This is a genomic window from Mesorhizobium sp. B3-1-9, assembly GCF_006439595.1.
In the GTDB taxonomy this organism is placed as follows: Bacteria; Pseudomonadota; Alphaproteobacteria; order Rhizobiales; family Rhizobiaceae; genus Mesorhizobium.
Genome location: NZ_VFTJ01000008.1, coordinates 155,362 through 171,167 on the forward strand (window position 1 = coordinate 155,362; position 15,806 = coordinate 171,167).

The 15,806-nt window shown below is 62.4% G+C and carries 16 protein-coding genes; 6 read left to right on the forward strand and 10 right to left on the reverse strand.

Annotated elements, in window-relative coordinates; genetic code table 11:
* Positions 1-47 precede the first annotated feature (47 nt).
* Both FJW07_RS16855 and FJW07_RS16860 read left to right on the forward strand, forming a co-directional pair.
* The gene (locus tag FJW07_RS16855; RefSeq protein ID WP_246680781.1) at positions 48-623 is read left to right on the forward strand and encodes a hypothetical protein; all 576 of its coding nucleotides are present in this window, start codon (positions 48-50) and stop codon (positions 621-623) included.
* A 97-nt stretch (positions 624-720) separates the two neighbouring features.
* Positions 721-2,799, forward strand: coding sequence for a sigma-54-dependent Fis family transcriptional regulator (locus FJW07_RS16860; RefSeq protein WP_140857675.1), 2,079 nt, complete (start codon positions 721-723; stop codon positions 2,797-2,799).
* Positions 2,800-2,880: 81 nt separating this feature from the next.
* Here FJW07_RS16860 and FJW07_RS31760 read toward each other — a convergent pair whose 3' ends face one another.
* From FJW07_RS31760 to FJW07_RS16900, 9 genes are all read right to left on the reverse strand, one after another.
* Positions 2,881-3,021: a hypothetical protein gene (locus tag FJW07_RS31760; RefSeq protein ID WP_181182659.1), complete on the reverse strand. Its 141-nt coding sequence runs from the start codon at positions 3,019-3,021 to the stop codon at positions 2,881-2,883.
* Between the two features lie 21 nt (positions 3,022-3,042).
* Positions 3,043-4,086, reverse strand: a complete 1,044-nt coding sequence (locus FJW07_RS16865; protein ID WP_140857677.1) for an NAD(P)-dependent alcohol dehydrogenase — start codon at positions 4,084-4,086, stop codon at positions 3,043-3,045.
* A gap of 30 nt (positions 4,087-4,116) precedes the next feature.
* Positions 4,117-5,748, reverse strand: a complete 1,632-nt coding sequence (locus FJW07_RS16870; RefSeq protein WP_140857679.1) for a molecular chaperone GroEL — start codon at positions 5,746-5,748, stop codon at positions 4,117-4,119.
* Between the two features lie 178 nt (positions 5,749-5,926).
* Positions 5,927-6,724 (reverse strand): iron-sulfur cluster assembly protein, encoded by a 798-nt coding sequence (locus FJW07_RS16875; RefSeq protein WP_140640418.1) that lies wholly within the window; start codon positions 6,722-6,724, stop codon positions 5,927-5,929.
* A gap of 5 nt (positions 6,725-6,729) precedes the next feature.
* Positions 6,730-7,752, reverse strand: coding sequence for an amidohydrolase family protein (locus FJW07_RS16880; protein ID WP_140857681.1), 1,023 nt, complete (start codon positions 7,750-7,752; stop codon positions 6,730-6,732).
* A 93-nt stretch (positions 7,753-7,845) separates the two neighbouring features.
* Positions 7,846-8,214: an MmoB/DmpM family protein gene (locus FJW07_RS16885; RefSeq protein WP_140535648.1), complete on the reverse strand. Its 369-nt coding sequence runs from the start codon at positions 8,212-8,214 to the stop codon at positions 7,846-7,848.
* Between the two features lie 17 nt (positions 8,215-8,231).
* Positions 8,232-9,290, reverse strand: a complete 1,059-nt coding sequence (locus FJW07_RS16890; protein ID WP_140652784.1) for an aromatic/alkene monooxygenase hydroxylase subunit beta — start codon at positions 9,288-9,290, stop codon at positions 8,232-8,234.
* A gap of 52 nt (positions 9,291-9,342) precedes the next feature.
* Entirely contained in the window at positions 9,343-10,401 is a 1,059-nt protein-coding gene (locus tag FJW07_RS16895) for a 2Fe-2S iron-sulfur cluster binding domain-containing protein (protein ID WP_140710482.1), read from the reverse strand.
* A 102-nt stretch (positions 10,402-10,503) separates the two neighbouring features.
* Positions 10,504-12,177, reverse strand: a complete 1,674-nt coding sequence (locus tag FJW07_RS16900; protein WP_210239885.1) for an aromatic/alkene/methane monooxygenase hydroxylase/oxygenase subunit alpha — start codon at positions 12,175-12,177, stop codon at positions 10,504-10,506.
* A gap of 576 nt (positions 12,178-12,753) precedes the next feature.
* Between FJW07_RS16900 and FJW07_RS16905 the strand changes: the two genes are divergently transcribed.
* The 4 genes from FJW07_RS16905 to FJW07_RS31765 are packed head-to-tail and all read left to right on the forward strand — an operon-like array spanning position 12,754 to position 14,879.
* Positions 12,754-13,209: a hypothetical protein gene (locus tag FJW07_RS16905; protein WP_140857685.1), complete on the forward strand. Its 456-nt coding sequence runs from the start codon at positions 12,754-12,756 to the stop codon at positions 13,207-13,209.
* Entirely contained in the window at positions 13,209-13,550 is a 342-nt protein-coding gene (locus tag FJW07_RS16910; RefSeq protein WP_140652779.1) for a hypothetical protein, read from the forward strand. The genes FJW07_RS16905 and FJW07_RS16910 overlap by 1 nt, the downstream gene beginning before the upstream one ends.
* The gene (locus FJW07_RS16915; RefSeq protein WP_140857687.1) at positions 13,547-14,674 is read left to right on the forward strand and encodes a WD40 repeat domain-containing protein; all 1,128 of its coding nucleotides are present in this window, start codon (positions 13,547-13,549) and stop codon (positions 14,672-14,674) included. Before FJW07_RS16910 ends, FJW07_RS16915 begins: the two co-directional genes overlap by 4 nt.
* A 31-nt stretch (positions 14,675-14,705) precedes the next feature.
* Positions 14,706-14,879, forward strand: a complete 174-nt coding sequence (locus FJW07_RS31765; RefSeq protein WP_181167035.1) for a hypothetical protein — start codon at positions 14,706-14,708, stop codon at positions 14,877-14,879.
* A 145-nt stretch (positions 14,880-15,024) separates the two neighbouring features.
* Here the strand turns inward: FJW07_RS31765 and FJW07_RS16920 are convergent, their stop codons facing one another.
* Positions 15,025-15,801, reverse strand: coding sequence for a glucose 1-dehydrogenase (locus FJW07_RS16920; protein WP_140652774.1), 777 nt, complete (start codon positions 15,799-15,801; stop codon positions 15,025-15,027).
* Positions 15,802-15,806 lie beyond the last annotated feature (5 nt).

A 15,806-nucleotide genomic window follows, 5' to 3' on the forward strand; every position in this document is an offset into this window, starting at 1 on the left:
CCGGAGCGACCTGTAGCAGCCGCCTGCTACCTGCTGCACGATTTTCTGTGTTAGCCAATAAACGAATGGCGAGCCTTACCGAAGTCGTATGGGGTCAGAAAAAAGATGCGACCCAGGCACGAAGAAGGCGAGTGAATCTGGGAGGATTCATGGTCGAAATCATCTCCAAGCGGGATGGCCTCCGGCGCGAGGACGTTCAGGTCAGGCGGCTGATCGAACAGAACCGCTCGACGATTGTGCGCCTTGCCGACCAGATCAGCAGCGGCGGCTATTCAGCATCCAGGAAGCCGCGCCAGAAACCGGAAGCCGAAGGCCTGATCATCCATGTCGGCGGTGGTTCACCGGTCGCCGCCGAGGCAGAACCATCCATCCGCGTCACCCTCAATGGCAGGGTGATCGCAGTGGACCGGAATACAAGCCGCCAGCTTCACCATATCGGCGATGTCCGCAACCGGAATGGCGAGCAGGCCTTCGTCCTGGCGACGAAGCAGAACGGATACTTCTCGCCGGTCGACGAAATCATCGCACAAGCGCTTGCCGGCCTGGACGGGTCGCGGCTCGCGGCCTCCTACACCGAAGAACAGCTTGCCGCCGACATTGGATTGAAACTCGGCATCGCCTAACGCATCTTGCGAACCGATTATCAGGCGTCCTAACTCGCGAGACTGCAGCACAACAGCATACAGAAATACCGTGCCCCAAAGGTTCTGTGATGGCTGAATGAAACGCGGGATCGATATCAACCAGATGAAGACCGGAGCGCTTCCGGCGCGTGCGCCGACGGCCGCCGGACAGCTGGTATTGGACACCATCGACTATGACGAGCGCGCCACCATGCGCGCCTGGGAAAATTTCCTGTCCGATCCTCCGAAATGCGCGCGTGATCCGGTCCAGGTCCGCTCGTTGATCCACGATTCCTGGTTCCGCAGCGCTACTGGCGGGATAAATGCGCAGGGCGTCGAAGCGCCGCTCAACAGCAATCGCGACGAGATCGAGTATCTGACCCGCGCCAACGCCGAGTTGCTTTCGGCGGCGCGGCGGCCGTTCGCCTCTCTCGGCCCACTGCTGGAAGGGACGGGAGCGATGCTCGTGCTCGCCGACAGCGACGGCGTGCTGATCGAAGCCATCGGCGACAAGAAGACCCTGCATGACGGCATGGACATCCATCTCGCCATCGGCGGCAAATGGAACGAGGGCGCCGTCGGAACCAACGGCATAGGCACCGCGCTGTGGACCGGCGAACCGATCTTCGTCCACGCGGCCGAGCATTTCTGCGCTGGTATCAAAGGCTGGACCTGCGCCGGCGCACCGATCCGCGACCCGTTGGACGGGAAGATCGTCGGCGTCGTCGACCTGTCGGGCTATTCGCCGATCTTCCGTCCCCACAACACCGCGCTTGTCGCCGCCACTGCCAGGCAGATTGAAAAGGCGCTGGCCGAGCAGCAGCAGCAGCAGCGCACCCGCCTGCTCGAAGCCTTCATTTCCTCCGCACCCGGTTACCGCGGAAAAGACGGGCTGGTGATCGTCGACCACCGTGGCCGAGCGATCTTCTGCAACAACGTGCCCAATGGCGATACAGCCGAGATGACGGACGGCCCGATGGAGCCGGGCCGCGGTCGCTGGCTCATGAACCTGCCGGCGTCCGGTTCCGACGCCGATCTCGCCAAGGCACTCCCGGCGCATCTGAGATCTTGCCACATCACACCGCTGAAGCTGGACGGAAACCTAAGTGGGGCGGCCCTGGTGTTCCCGGCAGCGCCAATCGTTTCGGGCGTGGCGGCGATCAACCGCGAGGCGGACAAGCGGCTGCAGGCTGCGACGTCGATGATCGTCGGAGAAAGCGAGAAGCTGCTGGCCGCCGTCGACGTCGCTTCCCGCGTGGCCCGGTCGAGCGGTGTGACGTCGTTGCTGATAGAAGGCGAAACCGGCGTAGGCAAAGAGCTGTTTGCCCGGCTTGTCCATGCTGGCAGCCAGCGCAGCGACACCGATCCGTTTGTCGCGTTGAATTGCGGCGCCATCACCAGGGAGTTGTTTGGCAGCGAGTTGTTCGGCCACGTGGCCGGCGCCTTTACCGGTGCCTCACGTGACGGCAAGGCAGGCGTTTTCGAACAAGCCAATGGTGGCGTGCTCAGCCTCGACGAGATTGGTGAGTTGCCGCTCGAGATCCAGCCGTTCTTGCTGCGCGTGCTGGAAGAGCGTGTGGTTCATCGCATCGGCGACAGCAGGGGGCGGCCGGTGGACGTCCGCCTGGTCGCCTCGACCAACCGCGATCTCAAGCAGGAAGTCGCGGCCGGGCGCTTCCGCAGCGATCTCTACTACCGCATTGGGGCTGTTTCGATCCGTGTCCCTGCCCTGCGCGAACGTGGCGATGACGTGCTGTTGCTGGTCGAGCATTTCAACCGCCAGATTGCTGCCAAGGCAGGCAACAATCCGTTGCAATTTTCAACCCAAGCGCTCGACGCGCTGCTTGCCTACCGCTGGCCGGGCAACGTACGTGAACTGAAAAACATGATGGAGCGCCTGCATATTCTGGCGCGCGACAGCAGCATCGACGTCCGGGATCTCCCCCGGGAAATCACGACGGGCCACGGCAGCGGCACAACCATGCACAGCGATACTCCCGCGGCCATGCTCGAGGCACCCGTTTGCACATTCGAGGATGCCGAGCGGCAGGCGATCAGGAACGCGCTTGCCGCAGAGGGCGGGAACTTGAGCAAAGTCGCCCTTAGGCTCGGCATTTCCCGGCCGACACTCTACCGCAAGCTCGAGCAGTACGGCATCCGACGCGGGTTCGTCTGAGCGGCCGCAAAAAAACCCCATGGCATTCGCGCCATGGGATTGACGATTTCAGTCGACGGAGAATGATGGATCGGCGGCCGATCAGGCAGGCTGCGGCGCCTGTTCGCCGGAACCGACCACGCCGACGCGTAGCGCCAGTCCGGCTGCGGCAGCACCAAGGCAAGGGGCAACGATATAGAGCCACAGTTGCGACAGCGCCGCCGCGCCGGCGCTTCTCCACATGGCATCCGGTCCAGGACTTTCTCAGGGAACGATGACGCCGCGGCCGGTGAACCGCCGGTTCTTGAAGTCGTCGAGCGCGGTGTTGATGCTGGCGAGGTTGTACTCGGTGTAGTGCATCTTCACCTTGCCGTCGGCGTTAAGCTCCATCAGCTCGACAAGCTCGGTGAAGTTGCCGACCAGGCTGCCGCCGATGTTGATCTCCTCGATGACCAGATGCGCGGTCGGCACATTGACGGCGCCGCCGTAACCTACGACGAACAACTGGCCGCCCTTGCGGACCATCTTCCAGCAGATGTTCTCGACGCCGAGTTCACCGACGAAGTCGATAACCACATGGGCGCCGCCGCCGGTGATCGCCTTGACCTCCTCGACGACGTTCGGCCCGCCATCGAGCACGAAGTCGGCGCCGAGATCCTTGGCCAGCACGCGCGCCGCCGGTTCGCGATCGACGGCGATGATCCGGCAGCCTGAAATCGCGTGCAGCGACTGCAACGCGATGTGGCCCAGCCCGCCGATGCCGAGCAGGACGCAGTAGCTCCCCGGGCGCAGGAGCTTCGTCGCTCGCTTGGCGGCCCGGTAGGCGGTGATGCCGGCATCGGCCAGCGGCGCCACCTCGATCGGCGTGACGTTGGCGTTGAGCTTGATCAGCGAGCGCTCGCTGGTGATGAAATACTCGGCGAAGCCGCCATTCATGCCGAGGCCGGGGAACTGGCCATTGTCACAGTACATATCCTCGCCGTGCCGGCAGTTGAGGCAGATGCCGCAAGAGCGGAACGGATGGCAGATCACGGCATCGCCGCGCTTGACCGACCTGACGCCGCTGCCGACCTCCTCGACCCAGCCGGCATTCTCGTGCCCCATGATGTAGGGCAGCAGGCTGCCGTCGGGGTCCATCGTCGGCTTCCACACCCCTTCGATGATATGGAGGTCGGTGCGGCACAGCCCGGCGGCGCCGACGCGCACGATCACCTCATCCGGTGCGGTAATCGTCGGCGCGGCGACATCCTCGATCTTGAGCTTCACGTTCATTTTCGGATCGTATTCGTAGAGTCTAGCAGCTTTCATCGTCGTGTCCTCTCGGTTCCGGGAATTGTTTCAGGCGCGGCCAAGCTTTTCCGCGCCGCCGCCGAGCGCCGGCCCGGCCGTCGGATCCTCGTCCTCGGCGAGATCGCCGATCAATGTCTCGGTGGTCAGGATGAGCGTCGCCACGGACGCCGCGTTGGCGAGTGCCGTATAGGTGACGCGGACGGGATCGATGATCCCGGCTTCGAACATGTTCTGGTAGCTGCCGGCGGACGCGTTGTAGCCGTAGCCGCCATTGATGCGCGTCACCTCGGTCACCACGGCCTCGGGATCGGCGCCGGCATTGGCGGCGATGCGCCACAGCGGCCGCGTCAGCACAGAGCGGACCAGGCATACGCCTTCGGCGATGTCGCCATCGACACCGGTCGCCACCTTGTCGAGCAGCGGCGCGATCTGGGCGAGCGCCGAACCGCCGCCGGCGACCACGCCCTCCTCGGAAGCCGCGCGCACCGCATTCAGCGAATCCTCGATCAGCTGAATCGTCCGCTTCTGCTCGACCGGCGTGACGCCGCCGGCATAGAGGATCGCGGTGCCGCCGGAAAGCTTGGCCAGGCGCTCGCGCAGCTTGTCCTGCTCGATGTTCGGCGGGGCGGCCTCATATTGCCGCTGCACCTGCGCACGCCGCGAGGCGATCGCATCATGGTTGCCGCCACCGCGGATGATCGAAGTGTATGACGAACTCGTCTTCACGCGGTCAGCGGTTCCGAGATCGTCGACCGTGATATCCTCCAAGCGGCCGCCGAGATCGCGGGCTATCACCCTGCCGCCGGTGATGATCGCCAGGTCCTCCATCATCGCCTTGCGCCAATGGCCGTATTCCGGCGGATGCACGATGAGGTATTTGCCTGGCCCCTGCTTGCCGAGCAGCGTGACGACGACTTCCGGCGACACTTCCTCGGACACGATCAAGAGCGGCCGGCCGGCCTCGTCGGCGATGCGGCGCGCGGCCTCGAGTGATTGCGGCTCCTTGATCTTGAGATCGGTCATCAGGATCAAGGGCCGCTCGAGCACGGCCTCCATCTTCTCCTGGTCCGTGACCATGTGATGCGAGAGGTAGCCGCGGTCGAAGGACATGCCTTCGACCACGTCGAGCGTGGTCTCGGTGGTGACGCTGAAGTCGGTGGTGATGACGCCTTCGGCGCCGACGCGCTGATGCGCTTCCGCCACCAACGCGCCGAGCTTGGCGTCGGTCGCGGCGATATTGGCGACGGAGGCGAGAATGCCGTTGCCCTTGGCGGGCTTGGCCGATGCCTTGAGGGCATCCACAACCGCCGTTACGGCGAGCTCGATGCCTTTGCACAGGTCGACTGATTTTGCGCCGCGCTCATTCGCCTCGATGCCGCCCTGGATCAGCGCATTGGCGAGCACGATGGCGGTCGTGGTGCCGTCGCCGGCGACCTCGTTGGTCTGCATCGACACTTCGCGGACAACCTGCGCGCCCATGTTCTCGAAACGGTCGTGCAGTTCGATCTCGGAGGCGATGCTGACGCCGTCGCGCGTCACCATCGGCGTGCCGATCGGCCGGTCGATCATGGCATTCATGCCTTTGGGACCGAGCGTAGGCTCGACGGCCGCGGCGAGCCGAAAGACACCACGGGCCAGCGCGCGGCGGGCCTCGGAATTGTGAAGCATAATTTTGGGCATGACTCCTCCTTCCGCCTTACGGGCGGGTTGTTGGTTGGGGGCCTCGTGCGTGGGAGACCGTTGCTTCGGTTCTGCTTAGAGCGCGTCGCGCAGAAACGGATTCAGGCGACGCGCTCTAAGTCTTTGTTTGATGCATGTCGTTCTCCCAAAACCGCTACGCACTTTTGGGCGACATGCATTAGGTGGCCGGCGCGCTTCGCTCCGGCACGCGATCCATGATGAAGTCGACCAGTGTCGGCTCGCCGTCGATCACGTCCAGCTCCTTGTATCTTGCCTGCTTGAGCCCACGGCAAAGCGCGCCGTTGAACTCCATGTTGATGCGCACGGCGCGCAGTTCGGCGAGATGGGCATCGAGGGCCTCGGCCGAGATTTGGCGCCCCTCCCAGGTGAGGAAGACGGGGTCGCCCTGCCTTCGCGCCGGAAAGCGCTCGACAAGCGCTGTCCGGTATCGCGCCTTCTGCCTTGCCGCGTCGCCGGACCCGAGCCGGGCAACATCATACGCGGCAAGGTCCATGCCGAGGATCTCGCGATCCGTCAGCCCTTGCTTTCTCAGGGCGAGCAGCACAGCTTCCTGACGCCGCTTGAAAGCCTTCATGCTGAAGGTCTCGCGCAGCGCGCCTATATCCTCATCGCCGGCGAGTCCAGCAAATATATCGCCGAACGTCTTGCCTTCCTCGATGCCGCGATTGACCTCTTCGGCGAACATGTGGTCGTGCAGCCGGACACGATAGGCGGGCGACCAGGAGAGGTGGTCGAGCGCCTTGCGCACGCCGTCGAGCATGAGGAAGGCGAAGTTGGGTGAGCACCAGTAGGTCGGCAGGCGGAAATCGACCTCCACGCTGCCGTCACCCTTCATCTCGGCCCGCTCGACAAAGCCCATCTCGGTAATGGGTTCGTCGAGTTCCGGGTCGTTGACCTCGCCAAGGCGCCGCCAGAGTTCCTTCTCGCGGCTGTCGGAAACACTGGCGGTTGCCATGGCTTCTACTCCGCCGCGATGCTGAAGGGCGAGCTTGCGAGCGCCTTCTTCTTGGCTTCGATGTCGAGGTCGTAGAGACGCGCGGCGTTCAGGCCGAGGATCTTCTCCTTGATCTCGTCGGTCAGTTGCACACCGCGTTCCGCGGCGATGTCCTGCGGGATCTGGTAGACCCAGAATTTCTCGACAAGCCAGCGGGGCGTCCAGATCGCGTAGTCGGAGCCGAACAGGATCTTCTCCGGCCCTATCCAGAACAGCAATTCGCCGATGACCTCGCCGAAATAGCGCGGGCGCGAATGGATGAAGGGAAGCGCCACCGCCAGGCCGCCATAGACATTGGTTTCCTGCGTCGCGATCCAGCAGAAATCGTCGAGGCGCGGCAACCCGCAATGCTCGATGATCCAGTTGAGGCCCTGGAAATCCGTCGCCGCATGGTCGACGTCATGCACGTCGAACGCGTCCTTGCTGAGCGGGATGATCGTGGGGCCTTTGTGGACGTGGATGTTTTTGATGCCGAGCTTTTCGCACAGCTCGAAGCATTTGTAGGCATCGGGGTCGGTGAGCTTCCAGCCCTTGGAGGCGCCATTCCATTCGGCCGTGTACATCTTCACGCCCTTGACGTCGTAGGTCTCCTTGAGGAAGTGGATATATTCCAGCGCCTTCTCGCCGTCGCGCGGATCGAAGGCGCCGTTGACGATGAAGCGCTCGGGATAGCGCTTGGCGACCTCGGCATTGCGCTCGATCGTGTTGAAGCCGTTCTTGTAGAAATCCTTCAGATAGGTCGACTGGACGATCGCCACGTCGTCCGGGCCGTCGATGAACAGGTCGCGGTAGAGATCGTCGGCGCTGTATTTCTCGAACTTGCCCTTCTCCCAGAGCTGTTCCTTCGGGCTCAAGCCCGTGTGATAGGCATAAAAGCAGTCAATGAACTGCTTGCCGTGGATGTTCTTCTGGTTTTCCGGGCTGCCATCCCAGAAATGGGTGTGGCCGTCGACCACGAAGATGTCCTTGCCTTCCGGTGTCCTGTACATTTCTTGCCTCCGCAGTCGTCATGTTGATAGGGCGTCGTGTTGACGGGGGCCGGCGCGCCGCGTCCGAGCGGCGCGCCGGGTCCTTGGACTTGGTCAGATGTATTCGAAGACCTCGTCCATGTTCCCGAACAGGATCACGGTGTTGTCGTCGACGCGCACCATGCGGCCGTAGTGGGTGGAGGTGTTGACCTCGAAGATCTCGGCGGTCATGTCGCGGCCGAGATATTCGCTGATCTCGTCCATCTTGAAGATCAGCTTGCCGTCGCCGTCGATGCGGATCATGGCCGGCTGGTAGGTGACGATGACCCCGGGCTTCTTGCCCATGAATTCGGCGATGGCGCGTGCCTCGACCGAGTCGTTCATGGTGACGCCGCACTGGTGCGAAATCGTCTGTTCAAAGGTGATGTCCTTCATCGACTTGAAGATGTTGGACTGCGAGGCGTCGCGTGCTGCTACTGACATGATCTTTTCTCCCCTGTTCAGCGCTTGAGGCCGAGTTCGCCGAGGATCCGGCCGATCCGTTCCTCGGATTGGGCGCGAACGTCGGTGAAGGAAACCGGCTTGGAATGCGGCATCGACCAGATCGGCTGGAGGCCGGCGGCTGCCTTGTCGGCAAGCGCGCCATGCTTGTTCACCCAGCCCTGGAAGAGCTTCCTGTTTGCCGCGCCATGCTTCTCGTCGTGGGCGAGCAGGTAGGCCAGGTCGATGGTGTTGGCGAGGTTGCGCTCGTAGTCGGCTTCAGCCGCCGAAATCACCGGCGGCGTGATGAAGTCGTGGTTGGCCGCCGCCGCCTGCATCAGGAAACCGGAGCGGAACAACTCGCCGACCAGCGGCTCGAACACGATATTGATGGCGAAGTACTGTTCCAGATAGTCGGTCGTGCCCATGATGGTCTCGACCGCCTCGCGGGTGCTCTGCCACACGCCGTCCTCGAGCCAATGCTTCTTGCCGAGCTCGTCGTCCCAGCCGGCGATGTCCATGCCGATCTCGGCGAGATAGAGCGTGATGTCCTGGGCGAGCCGCAGCTTGTAGGAGGAGTTGGTCAGCGTCGCATTGTTGATCATCTGCGTGTAGCCGTAGCGCTGCGCCTGCATGAGCGACGTGCCGAGGCCGAACTCGGCATGCTTCCAAGCTCCGAGATGCGCCTGCAGCAGCTTGGCCCAGACCTTGTCGAAGGTCTTCGGCGCGCCGGCGCGGCGGGCATTGGTGATGACGCTCTGCACCATCGTCTCGATCTTCGACTGGCGCTGGTAATGCGTGCGTTCCCACTCCTGGTCGGGAGCCCGGAAAGCATGCCAGTTCGAGCTTCTGGCGGCAGTGTTGTCCTTGATGTAGGCGCCCTTGCCGTTCGAGAACGAGATGATCCAGTCCTGGATCAGGTAGCGCTCGGGGTCGGGCTGCACGTCGACCGTGACATCCTCATAGTGTGTGGCGCGCTGGCCTCTCGGCTCGAAGTACCGATATTTGCGGCTGTCCGAATCGGCGAAGATCGCGGCTCCCGCGGCTCCCGAACCTACTGAACTCGACGTTGCTACCATTGTCTTCACTCCCTTTGTTGCAGTTGCTCTGATGTTGTCGCCCCGGCCCGCCTCAATGGGCCGGGACGGCGTTGGACGATGTGGTGAACCGGTCGAAGAAGATGCGTTCGGTCTCGAAGCCGTTCATGAACAGCACGGGCTGCAGCGCATCGATCATGGGCGGCGGACCACAGGCATAGACGTCGCCCTGCCCGTCGACCGCGAGCTGCTTGAGCTTGGCGTCGACGCCCTGGTGGACGAAGCCGCGCTCGCCGTCCCACGCCTCGCCATTCACATGCGACAGCACCGGGATGAAATTCAGCTCCGGGTGGCGGCCGGCAAGCTCGGCGATCCTGTCGAGATAGAACAGATCGGTAGGGGTCCGCGCGCCGTAGAAGAAGTAGACGTCCCGCTTCTCGCCGCTCTTCAGGTGATCGTTGAGGATCGACCATACCGGCGACATGCCGGAGCCGGCGCCGACCAGGATCAGGGGGCCTTGCCGTCCTTCCCGCCGGAAGCAGGTTCCATAGGGCCCGGCGACACTGACCTCGGCTCCGACGCGGATACCTCCGGAATCGAGCTCTCCGGAGAACTTTCCTTCGGGGTATTTCTTGATGATGAAGGAGAGCTTTTGGGTTTCGTCCGGCGTATTTGCCATGGAGAACGAGCGCGTAATCGTCTCCCCTTTTTGCGTGGTGACCGTGATGTCGACATATTGGCCAGCCCAGAATTTTATCGGCGAGCCGAGCTCGATCTCGATGCCGCGGATGTCGTGGGTAAGATGCTCGAACTTCGAAATCCGGCCCTTGAACGTCTTCACCGCGATTGATTTCGCCAGAACCTCCTCGTCGTAATTGAGGAGCTCGACCTGCATGTCGGAATAGGCGATCGACCGGCACAACAAGACGTGGCCGCTCTCCTTCTCCGTGTCGTTGAGCGCGAAGGTCGAGTATTTAAGCATGTCGACTTCGCCTTCGAGCAGCACGCATTTGCAGGCCGAGCATTGCCCTTCCTTGCAGCCATGCGGCAGCGCGATGCCCTGGCGGAAAGCCGCGTTCAGGACCGTCTCGCCGTGTTCGACCTCGAACTCGACGCCGACCGGCTCCAGGCGCACCGTGTGAGCACCAGTCATCGATAACCTCCCAATTCCTCTCCGGCCCGTCCGCAGGACAGGAGATGGCCTTCCTCTGGAATGTCGCGGGGGTCGGAAACCCCGGCCCCCGCGCTCGGATGGTCAGTTGATGGGCGTGATGGTGAAGCCTGCCCGATACTCGGCCAGATGCTTCTCCCGATCGGCCGGCGACATGCCGCGGAGCGCATTGAGCGGCGATCCGAGGATGTTGCCGCGCACGTCGTCGAGCGTCCACTGCTCGTCGGCGCCGAAGCGCAGGTGCGGCTGCGGGATCAGTGTCTTGCCGTCGGAACGGACAAAGTTGAGATCCTTGATCGCATCGGCGAGATCCCAGCCGTCATAGAGCGTCTCCCACTCGCGCTTGCCGCTGAAGCGGCCCATCGCGGGCGTCGGACGGCCCTGATACTCATCGGCGAAGGCTTCGACAGCGGTCCAGCGGTCGAGTTCGTGGGCGAAGGTGTGCAGCTGCCCGTCGATCTCGTCGACCACCATGTCCTCGCGGATCAGGCAAGGCACCAGGCAGGACCAGCAGCGGTGCGGATAGACGTAGCCGACATCGCTGTTGAACAAGAGCACCTTCTCGCCCTTGTGGCTGAGCTTGGCGTACCATTTCCAGAAGTCGCCGAACTCTGCGTACCAGCCTGGGTATTTGTGCTCGAACCACTCGAAGTCCTTGTCGGTCTGCGCCTCGATGCGCCAGAAGTTGACCGGCCAGCCGACAGCGAAGAACTGGCCGACCTTGTGGACGTAGTTCTTCTTGGTGATGCGCTCCCAGGCGGCATGGACGTCGTCGTGATGGATCTTGATGCCGTATTTCTCGAGCGGCAGCATGTAGGTGCGGTAGTAGTCCTCGTAGATCCAGCGGTGCCACATTTCCGCGTAGGACTCCTTGTTCTTGTCGCGGTTGGTGGTGCCGTATTCGATGAAGGTGCCGATCGCGGCGTCGACGATGGCGTGGTTCTGCCAGAAGGCGTAGCGCATGTCGCGCTCGAGCAGCAGGTGGTTCTCCGGCTCCTTCAGCGCGGCCATCAGCAGCGAGTGACCGTTGCCGATGTGGCGGCTCTCGTCGGACTGCACCGAGAGGAACACGGTCGGCAGCGCATAGTCGCCGTTGCGCGCGGCTTCCGAAGGCATGGCGACGAAGAGCGTGTTGGTGAACGCCGTCTCGGCGACGACGGTCAGGTACATGCAGGCGGCCGTCATCGTGTCGCCGGTGATGAAGCCTTCACCGAACTGGCGGCCGATCGTGGTCGCGTAGCACTTGCCGAAGGCTTCCTCGGTGATATCGAACCCTGCCGGGTCGATGTAGTTTTCCATGTACCATTTCTTCAGATTCATCTGGATGGTCGAGTGGCGGAACTCGTCGACCATCTGCATGGTGAAGCCGGTCCTGAGATCCTCGCCGGGCGCCAGCCGCGCCACCATCGCCATCGAGCGGGCGGCGGATATCTCCGGGAAGGGAATGATGGCGAGGAAGAGCTTCATCCACTCCACCCAGCGCGGCTCGACATTGCGGAACATGTCGCCGCGAAGAGCGGCGTCGAGCGCGCCGTAGACGCGATTGTCCTTTTCCTCCTGCATGGGGAAATAGGAGCGCAGCACCTGCTTCATCGGATCGCGCGGCGCCTTGGCGATCTTGTAGTCGGTCGGAAACGTCATCGCTTCCTGGACATAGGTCGGGTTCCAACCGAGGTCGGAAATCTTCTTGGTCGCCTCGCCCACGGAAATACCGCGCTGCGAGGTAATCTTGTTAAGTGTCAACGACGACATCGTCATAAGCCTCCACCAGGTTGAGCCATGGATCCCTCGATCCAGGCATGAGACGGCACACAACGCCGCCGGTGAGTTTGCGAACGGCATGACAACGGTTGCGCCGTCAGGCGCGACACAGGGTCCAGCCATTCAAGTGGATCGCGGCAAAGGTTCTCGAGGTGGACTGCGGAGCGCTGCGACACCCCAGTCGCATCTTGCGATGGGCGTATCGAAGCGCGTGTGCTGCGGCTTCCTCCGGTCCTTCGTTCTTTTGGCACCGCGTCGGAACGTGATGGGCTTCTTATGCAAATAGGTAAAGCAAGCGCCGTGCCAGTTTGAAAATCGGGCCTATGAGCAGCGCCTGGGCGGAGACCGTCGTGGCTGTCTCCGGCGAACATCCAGATGATTGTAACGATATTTTACATCTGTACATTACATATGTAATATTTGTGATATTTTGTGCACTGCAATATATAATCTTAGAAAAGGCGGTACGAATAAAATAGTCCGCACCTATTCATTTCGATTATTTCATACACTATTTGATACCGATCTCGATTTGATGACCATCTCGAGCGGGAGGCAATGCCGAGAAAGACAATGCCAGGCAACAATGACAGCCCCGGCCTTCCCCGTCCAAGCCAACCGGACGACGTGACCGCCGAACTCGTCAGGCTGATGCCGAGTGACCTCGTTTTCGTCATGCGATTCATGGGTGAGAGCCAGCACCGTCTGCAAAGCCATTTCCAGGATTTCATCCGGGCCGAGCTTGCCGTCGGCGGCGTCACCACGGAGACGCATCCGATGATCCATCTGTTCGTTGAAAGCCACGCGATCCTGTTGCGCGACTTCGTGTTTTCCGGGGTATCGCTATCGCGCCAGTTTCGCATCGCCGAGATCGAGCATCTTACCGGCGACACCACGTCCATGATCCGCGTCGACATATGGGATCAACTCAAGAGCCATATCGAAACCGCCGAAAAGCAGTTCCAGAAACAGGTAGACGGCCTGCCGGGATTGCTGTCCGCTTTCGAAAAACCAGCCGAGAAAAAGTGATGAGCGGCGGCAAGAGACACGACGCTGGGCTGGCCGTGCTGGTCGCTCAACGATTGGCTCTGGTCGCCGAAGTCTCGGCGCTCACCGCCGAAGCGCAGCGGCTCAATCAAAAGCTCTCCGGCATCCAGATCGAGGTGCTGCGCCTGGAGCTCGAAATCGGGAAGCATGGCGGCGGCGCTGAACTGGTGCGGGATTTGCATGACGCTGAAGCGAGTGCCGAGGCCATGAGGCAGGCATGCATCGAAAGCGAGGAACGCATCTTGGCAATCGAAGGCAAGGTCGCGGATGTCGACCGCGCGCTTGCCGAAGCAACGAGCGCCATTAGGGGAGACAAGCCGTGAACCAGCAAACGACGCAGAACCTGGCGCTGTTCGACCTGCTGGCACGAAGCTGGCGGCGCCCGGCCGCGGTTGCCGATGTATGCTTCAGCGCCGATGGCTCCGCCATCGCATTCACATCCGTGGACGGATCCGTCGCAATCGGCAAGGTGGCGGATCAGGAACCGCCGGAGGCAAGGATCCGGGTCAGCGGCGATCTCGGACAGACGACGATCCGGCCCCGCGAGAAGCCGCCCGCACCTTTGATCGCCTCCGCATCGCTTGGGGACGGCGATGTCCCGATCGTCGCTTATCGCAGTTCTGGCTTCCTCGTCGGCACGAGTGCGGGTGAAGCCACGCATTTGGCATCCGACGGTGCGATTGCGCCAACGCCGATCAAGATCGACGGACCGATCCTCGCTATCGCCCATGGTGCCCCGAAAGCCATGACGGCCTTCAGCGATGGACATGATGTGTTCCTGGCGAGCGCCAACGATGAAGTGGTACGGCTGCGCCAGGCAGCGTCCTCATCGACGCACGCCATCGCGTTCTCGCCGGACGCGAAGTGGCTCGCGTTCGATTCCGGCAACGGGCTGTCGATCTGGGCGGTCGACGGCGGTCCCGAGCTCATCAACGAATTTTCCACTCCCTCACGCCCGGCTTCCATCCGCTGGAGCTACGACGGCTCATGGCTGGCCTGCGGACTTGAGACAGGAGGTTTTGGCCTTGTGCGCCTGGCAGATGGCCGATCGGGCGTAGTCGGCGGATTTCCTTCGCCGGTCCGGACCGTGTGCTGGAGCACGCAAGAGAACACGCTGTTTGCATCGGGCGCATTCCGTATTGCTGGCTGGTCAATGGCTGTCCCGCCATTTGAGCATGCGGCTTCCGGCGCGCTGGAAACGGGTCGTGCGGCACCTGTTCCAGTTGAAACAATGGCGGCGCATCCGGTGAGAAGCCTTATCGCCGCCGGCTACGCCAACGGCCGCATCACAGTCGCCCAGATCGGCTCGCGTGACGAGCTCGTCGTGAAATTTTCAGGCAGCGCGATCACAGCGCTGGCCTGGTCCGGCGATGGACAGCACTTGGCTGTGGGCATGGTGGATGGAACTGCTGCGATCGTCACCTTCCCGGCAATGCTTTTCAAATAGCCAGGGCGAAGCCCGACAACAGGAGGATGGAATGCAAACCGAGCTCACTGCAGAGGAAAAGAGCAAGGACGCCTTTTTCGAACGCCTTGCCAAATTGTCGGAAGAGATGGTTGCCAAGCACGGCAAGGATTTCAGCATGGGGGCGCTGGTGCTGGCCGCGCGGTGGATCGCCGAAAACCGGGCGGGTCCGCTGAAGACCAATTGAATTGCCGATGCGCTCTTGACCCGGCGCGCCCTCAAGAATGGCAGAGCTGTTCGCATGTTGCTGGGCCCGGACCCGCAGGGGCCAGCGTGCCACAGCTCGAATCGCCCGCGCTAACGATCAGCATCGACAGTTTGTGATCGGGAACTCAACGGGCAAGATAGCCACCGTCAACCGCCAGGACATGGCCGGTGACGATCTTGGCAGCCGGTGACGCCAGATACAGAACCGCCGCCGCCACATCAGCCGTGTCGGCGAAAGCGCGCATCGGCATCAGGTCCAGCAATGTCTTCGACATCTGCGGGTCGTCAAGCAAGGCCTTGGTGAACTCCGTCCGGACCCAGGTCGGAGCGATGGCATTCACACGGATACCGCGTGGCGCCCATTCGACCGCGAGGCCGCGGGTCAGGTTGATGAGCCCGCCCTTGCTGGCATGGTAGGAGGCGATCGGATAGATGCCCCCGCCGGAGGCGCCCATGATCGAAGCGATGTTGACGATGGCGCCGCCGCCGGCCTTGGTCATCTCCTCCGCAGCCCTGCAGGAGCAGTTGAAAGCGGCGTTGAGATTGACCTCCATGACCTCGCGCCAAACCTCCATGCTGGTTTCCAAGGCCGGCGTCCGGCGCACCAGGGCGGCATTGTTGACCAGGATATCCAACCGTCCGAAATGCGCCACGGCGGCGCCGAAGGCCTGCGAGACCTGATTCGGGCTTGAGATGTCCGCCACCAGCTCCAGCGCATTGCCTCCCTGCGCGGCGATCGCGGCAGTCGCGTCGGCCGAGGCTTCGCCGTCGCGATCGAGCACGGCTACGCCGGCGCCGGCGTTGGCAAGAAGCAGCCCCGTCTCCTTGCCGATGCCGCGTCCGCCGCCGGTGATCAGCGCTACCTTGCCTTCAAGCGAGAACAGTTGCTGGATCGTCATCATCCCTG

Coding starts and splice junctions, on each gene's coding strand:
- FJW07_RS16860 (WP_140857675.1), top strand. CDS start 721: ATGAAACGCGGGATCGATATCAACCAGATGAAGACCGGAGCGCTTCCG.
- FJW07_RS31760 (WP_181182659.1), bottom strand. CDS start 3,021: ATGTGGAGAAGCGCCGGCGCGGCGGCGCTGTCGCAACTGTGGCTCTAT.
- FJW07_RS16865 (WP_140857677.1), bottom strand. CDS start 4,086: ATGAAAGCTGCTAGACTCTACGAATACGATCCGAAAATGAACGTGAAG.
- FJW07_RS16870 (WP_140857679.1), bottom strand. CDS start 5,748: ATGCCCAAAATTATGCTTCACAATTCCGAGGCCCGCCGCGCGCTGGCC.
- FJW07_RS16875 (WP_140640418.1), bottom strand. CDS start 6,724: ATGGCAACCGCCAGTGTTTCCGACAGCCGCGAGAAGGAACTCTGGCGG.
- FJW07_RS16880 (WP_140857681.1), bottom strand. CDS start 7,752: ATGTACAGGACACCGGAAGGCAAGGACATCTTCGTGGTCGACGGCCAC.
- FJW07_RS16885 (WP_140535648.1), bottom strand. CDS start 8,214: ATGTCAGTAGCAGCACGCGACGCCTCGCAGTCCAACATCTTCAAGTCG.
- FJW07_RS16890 (WP_140652784.1), bottom strand. CDS start 9,290: ATGGTAGCAACGTCGAGTTCAGTAGGTTCGGGAGCCGCGGGAGCCGCG.
- FJW07_RS16895 (WP_140710482.1), bottom strand. CDS start 10,401: ATGACTGGTGCTCACACGGTGCGCCTGGAGCCGGTCGGCGTCGAGTTC.
- FJW07_RS16900 (WP_210239885.1), bottom strand. CDS start 12,177: ATGACGATGTCGTCGTTGACACTTAACAAGATTACCTCGCAGCGCGGT.
- FJW07_RS16905 (WP_140857685.1), top strand. CDS start 12,754: ATGCCAGGCAACAATGACAGCCCCGGCCTTCCCCGTCCAAGCCAACCG.
- FJW07_RS16910 (WP_140652779.1), top strand. CDS start 13,209: ATGAGCGGCGGCAAGAGACACGACGCTGGGCTGGCCGTGCTGGTCGCT.
- FJW07_RS31765 (WP_181167035.1), top strand. CDS start 14,706: ATGCAAACCGAGCTCACTGCAGAGGAAAAGAGCAAGGACGCCTTTTTC.
- FJW07_RS16920 (WP_140652774.1), bottom strand. CDS start 15,801: ATGATGACGATCCAGCAACTGTTCTCGCTTGAAGGCAAGGTAGCGCTG.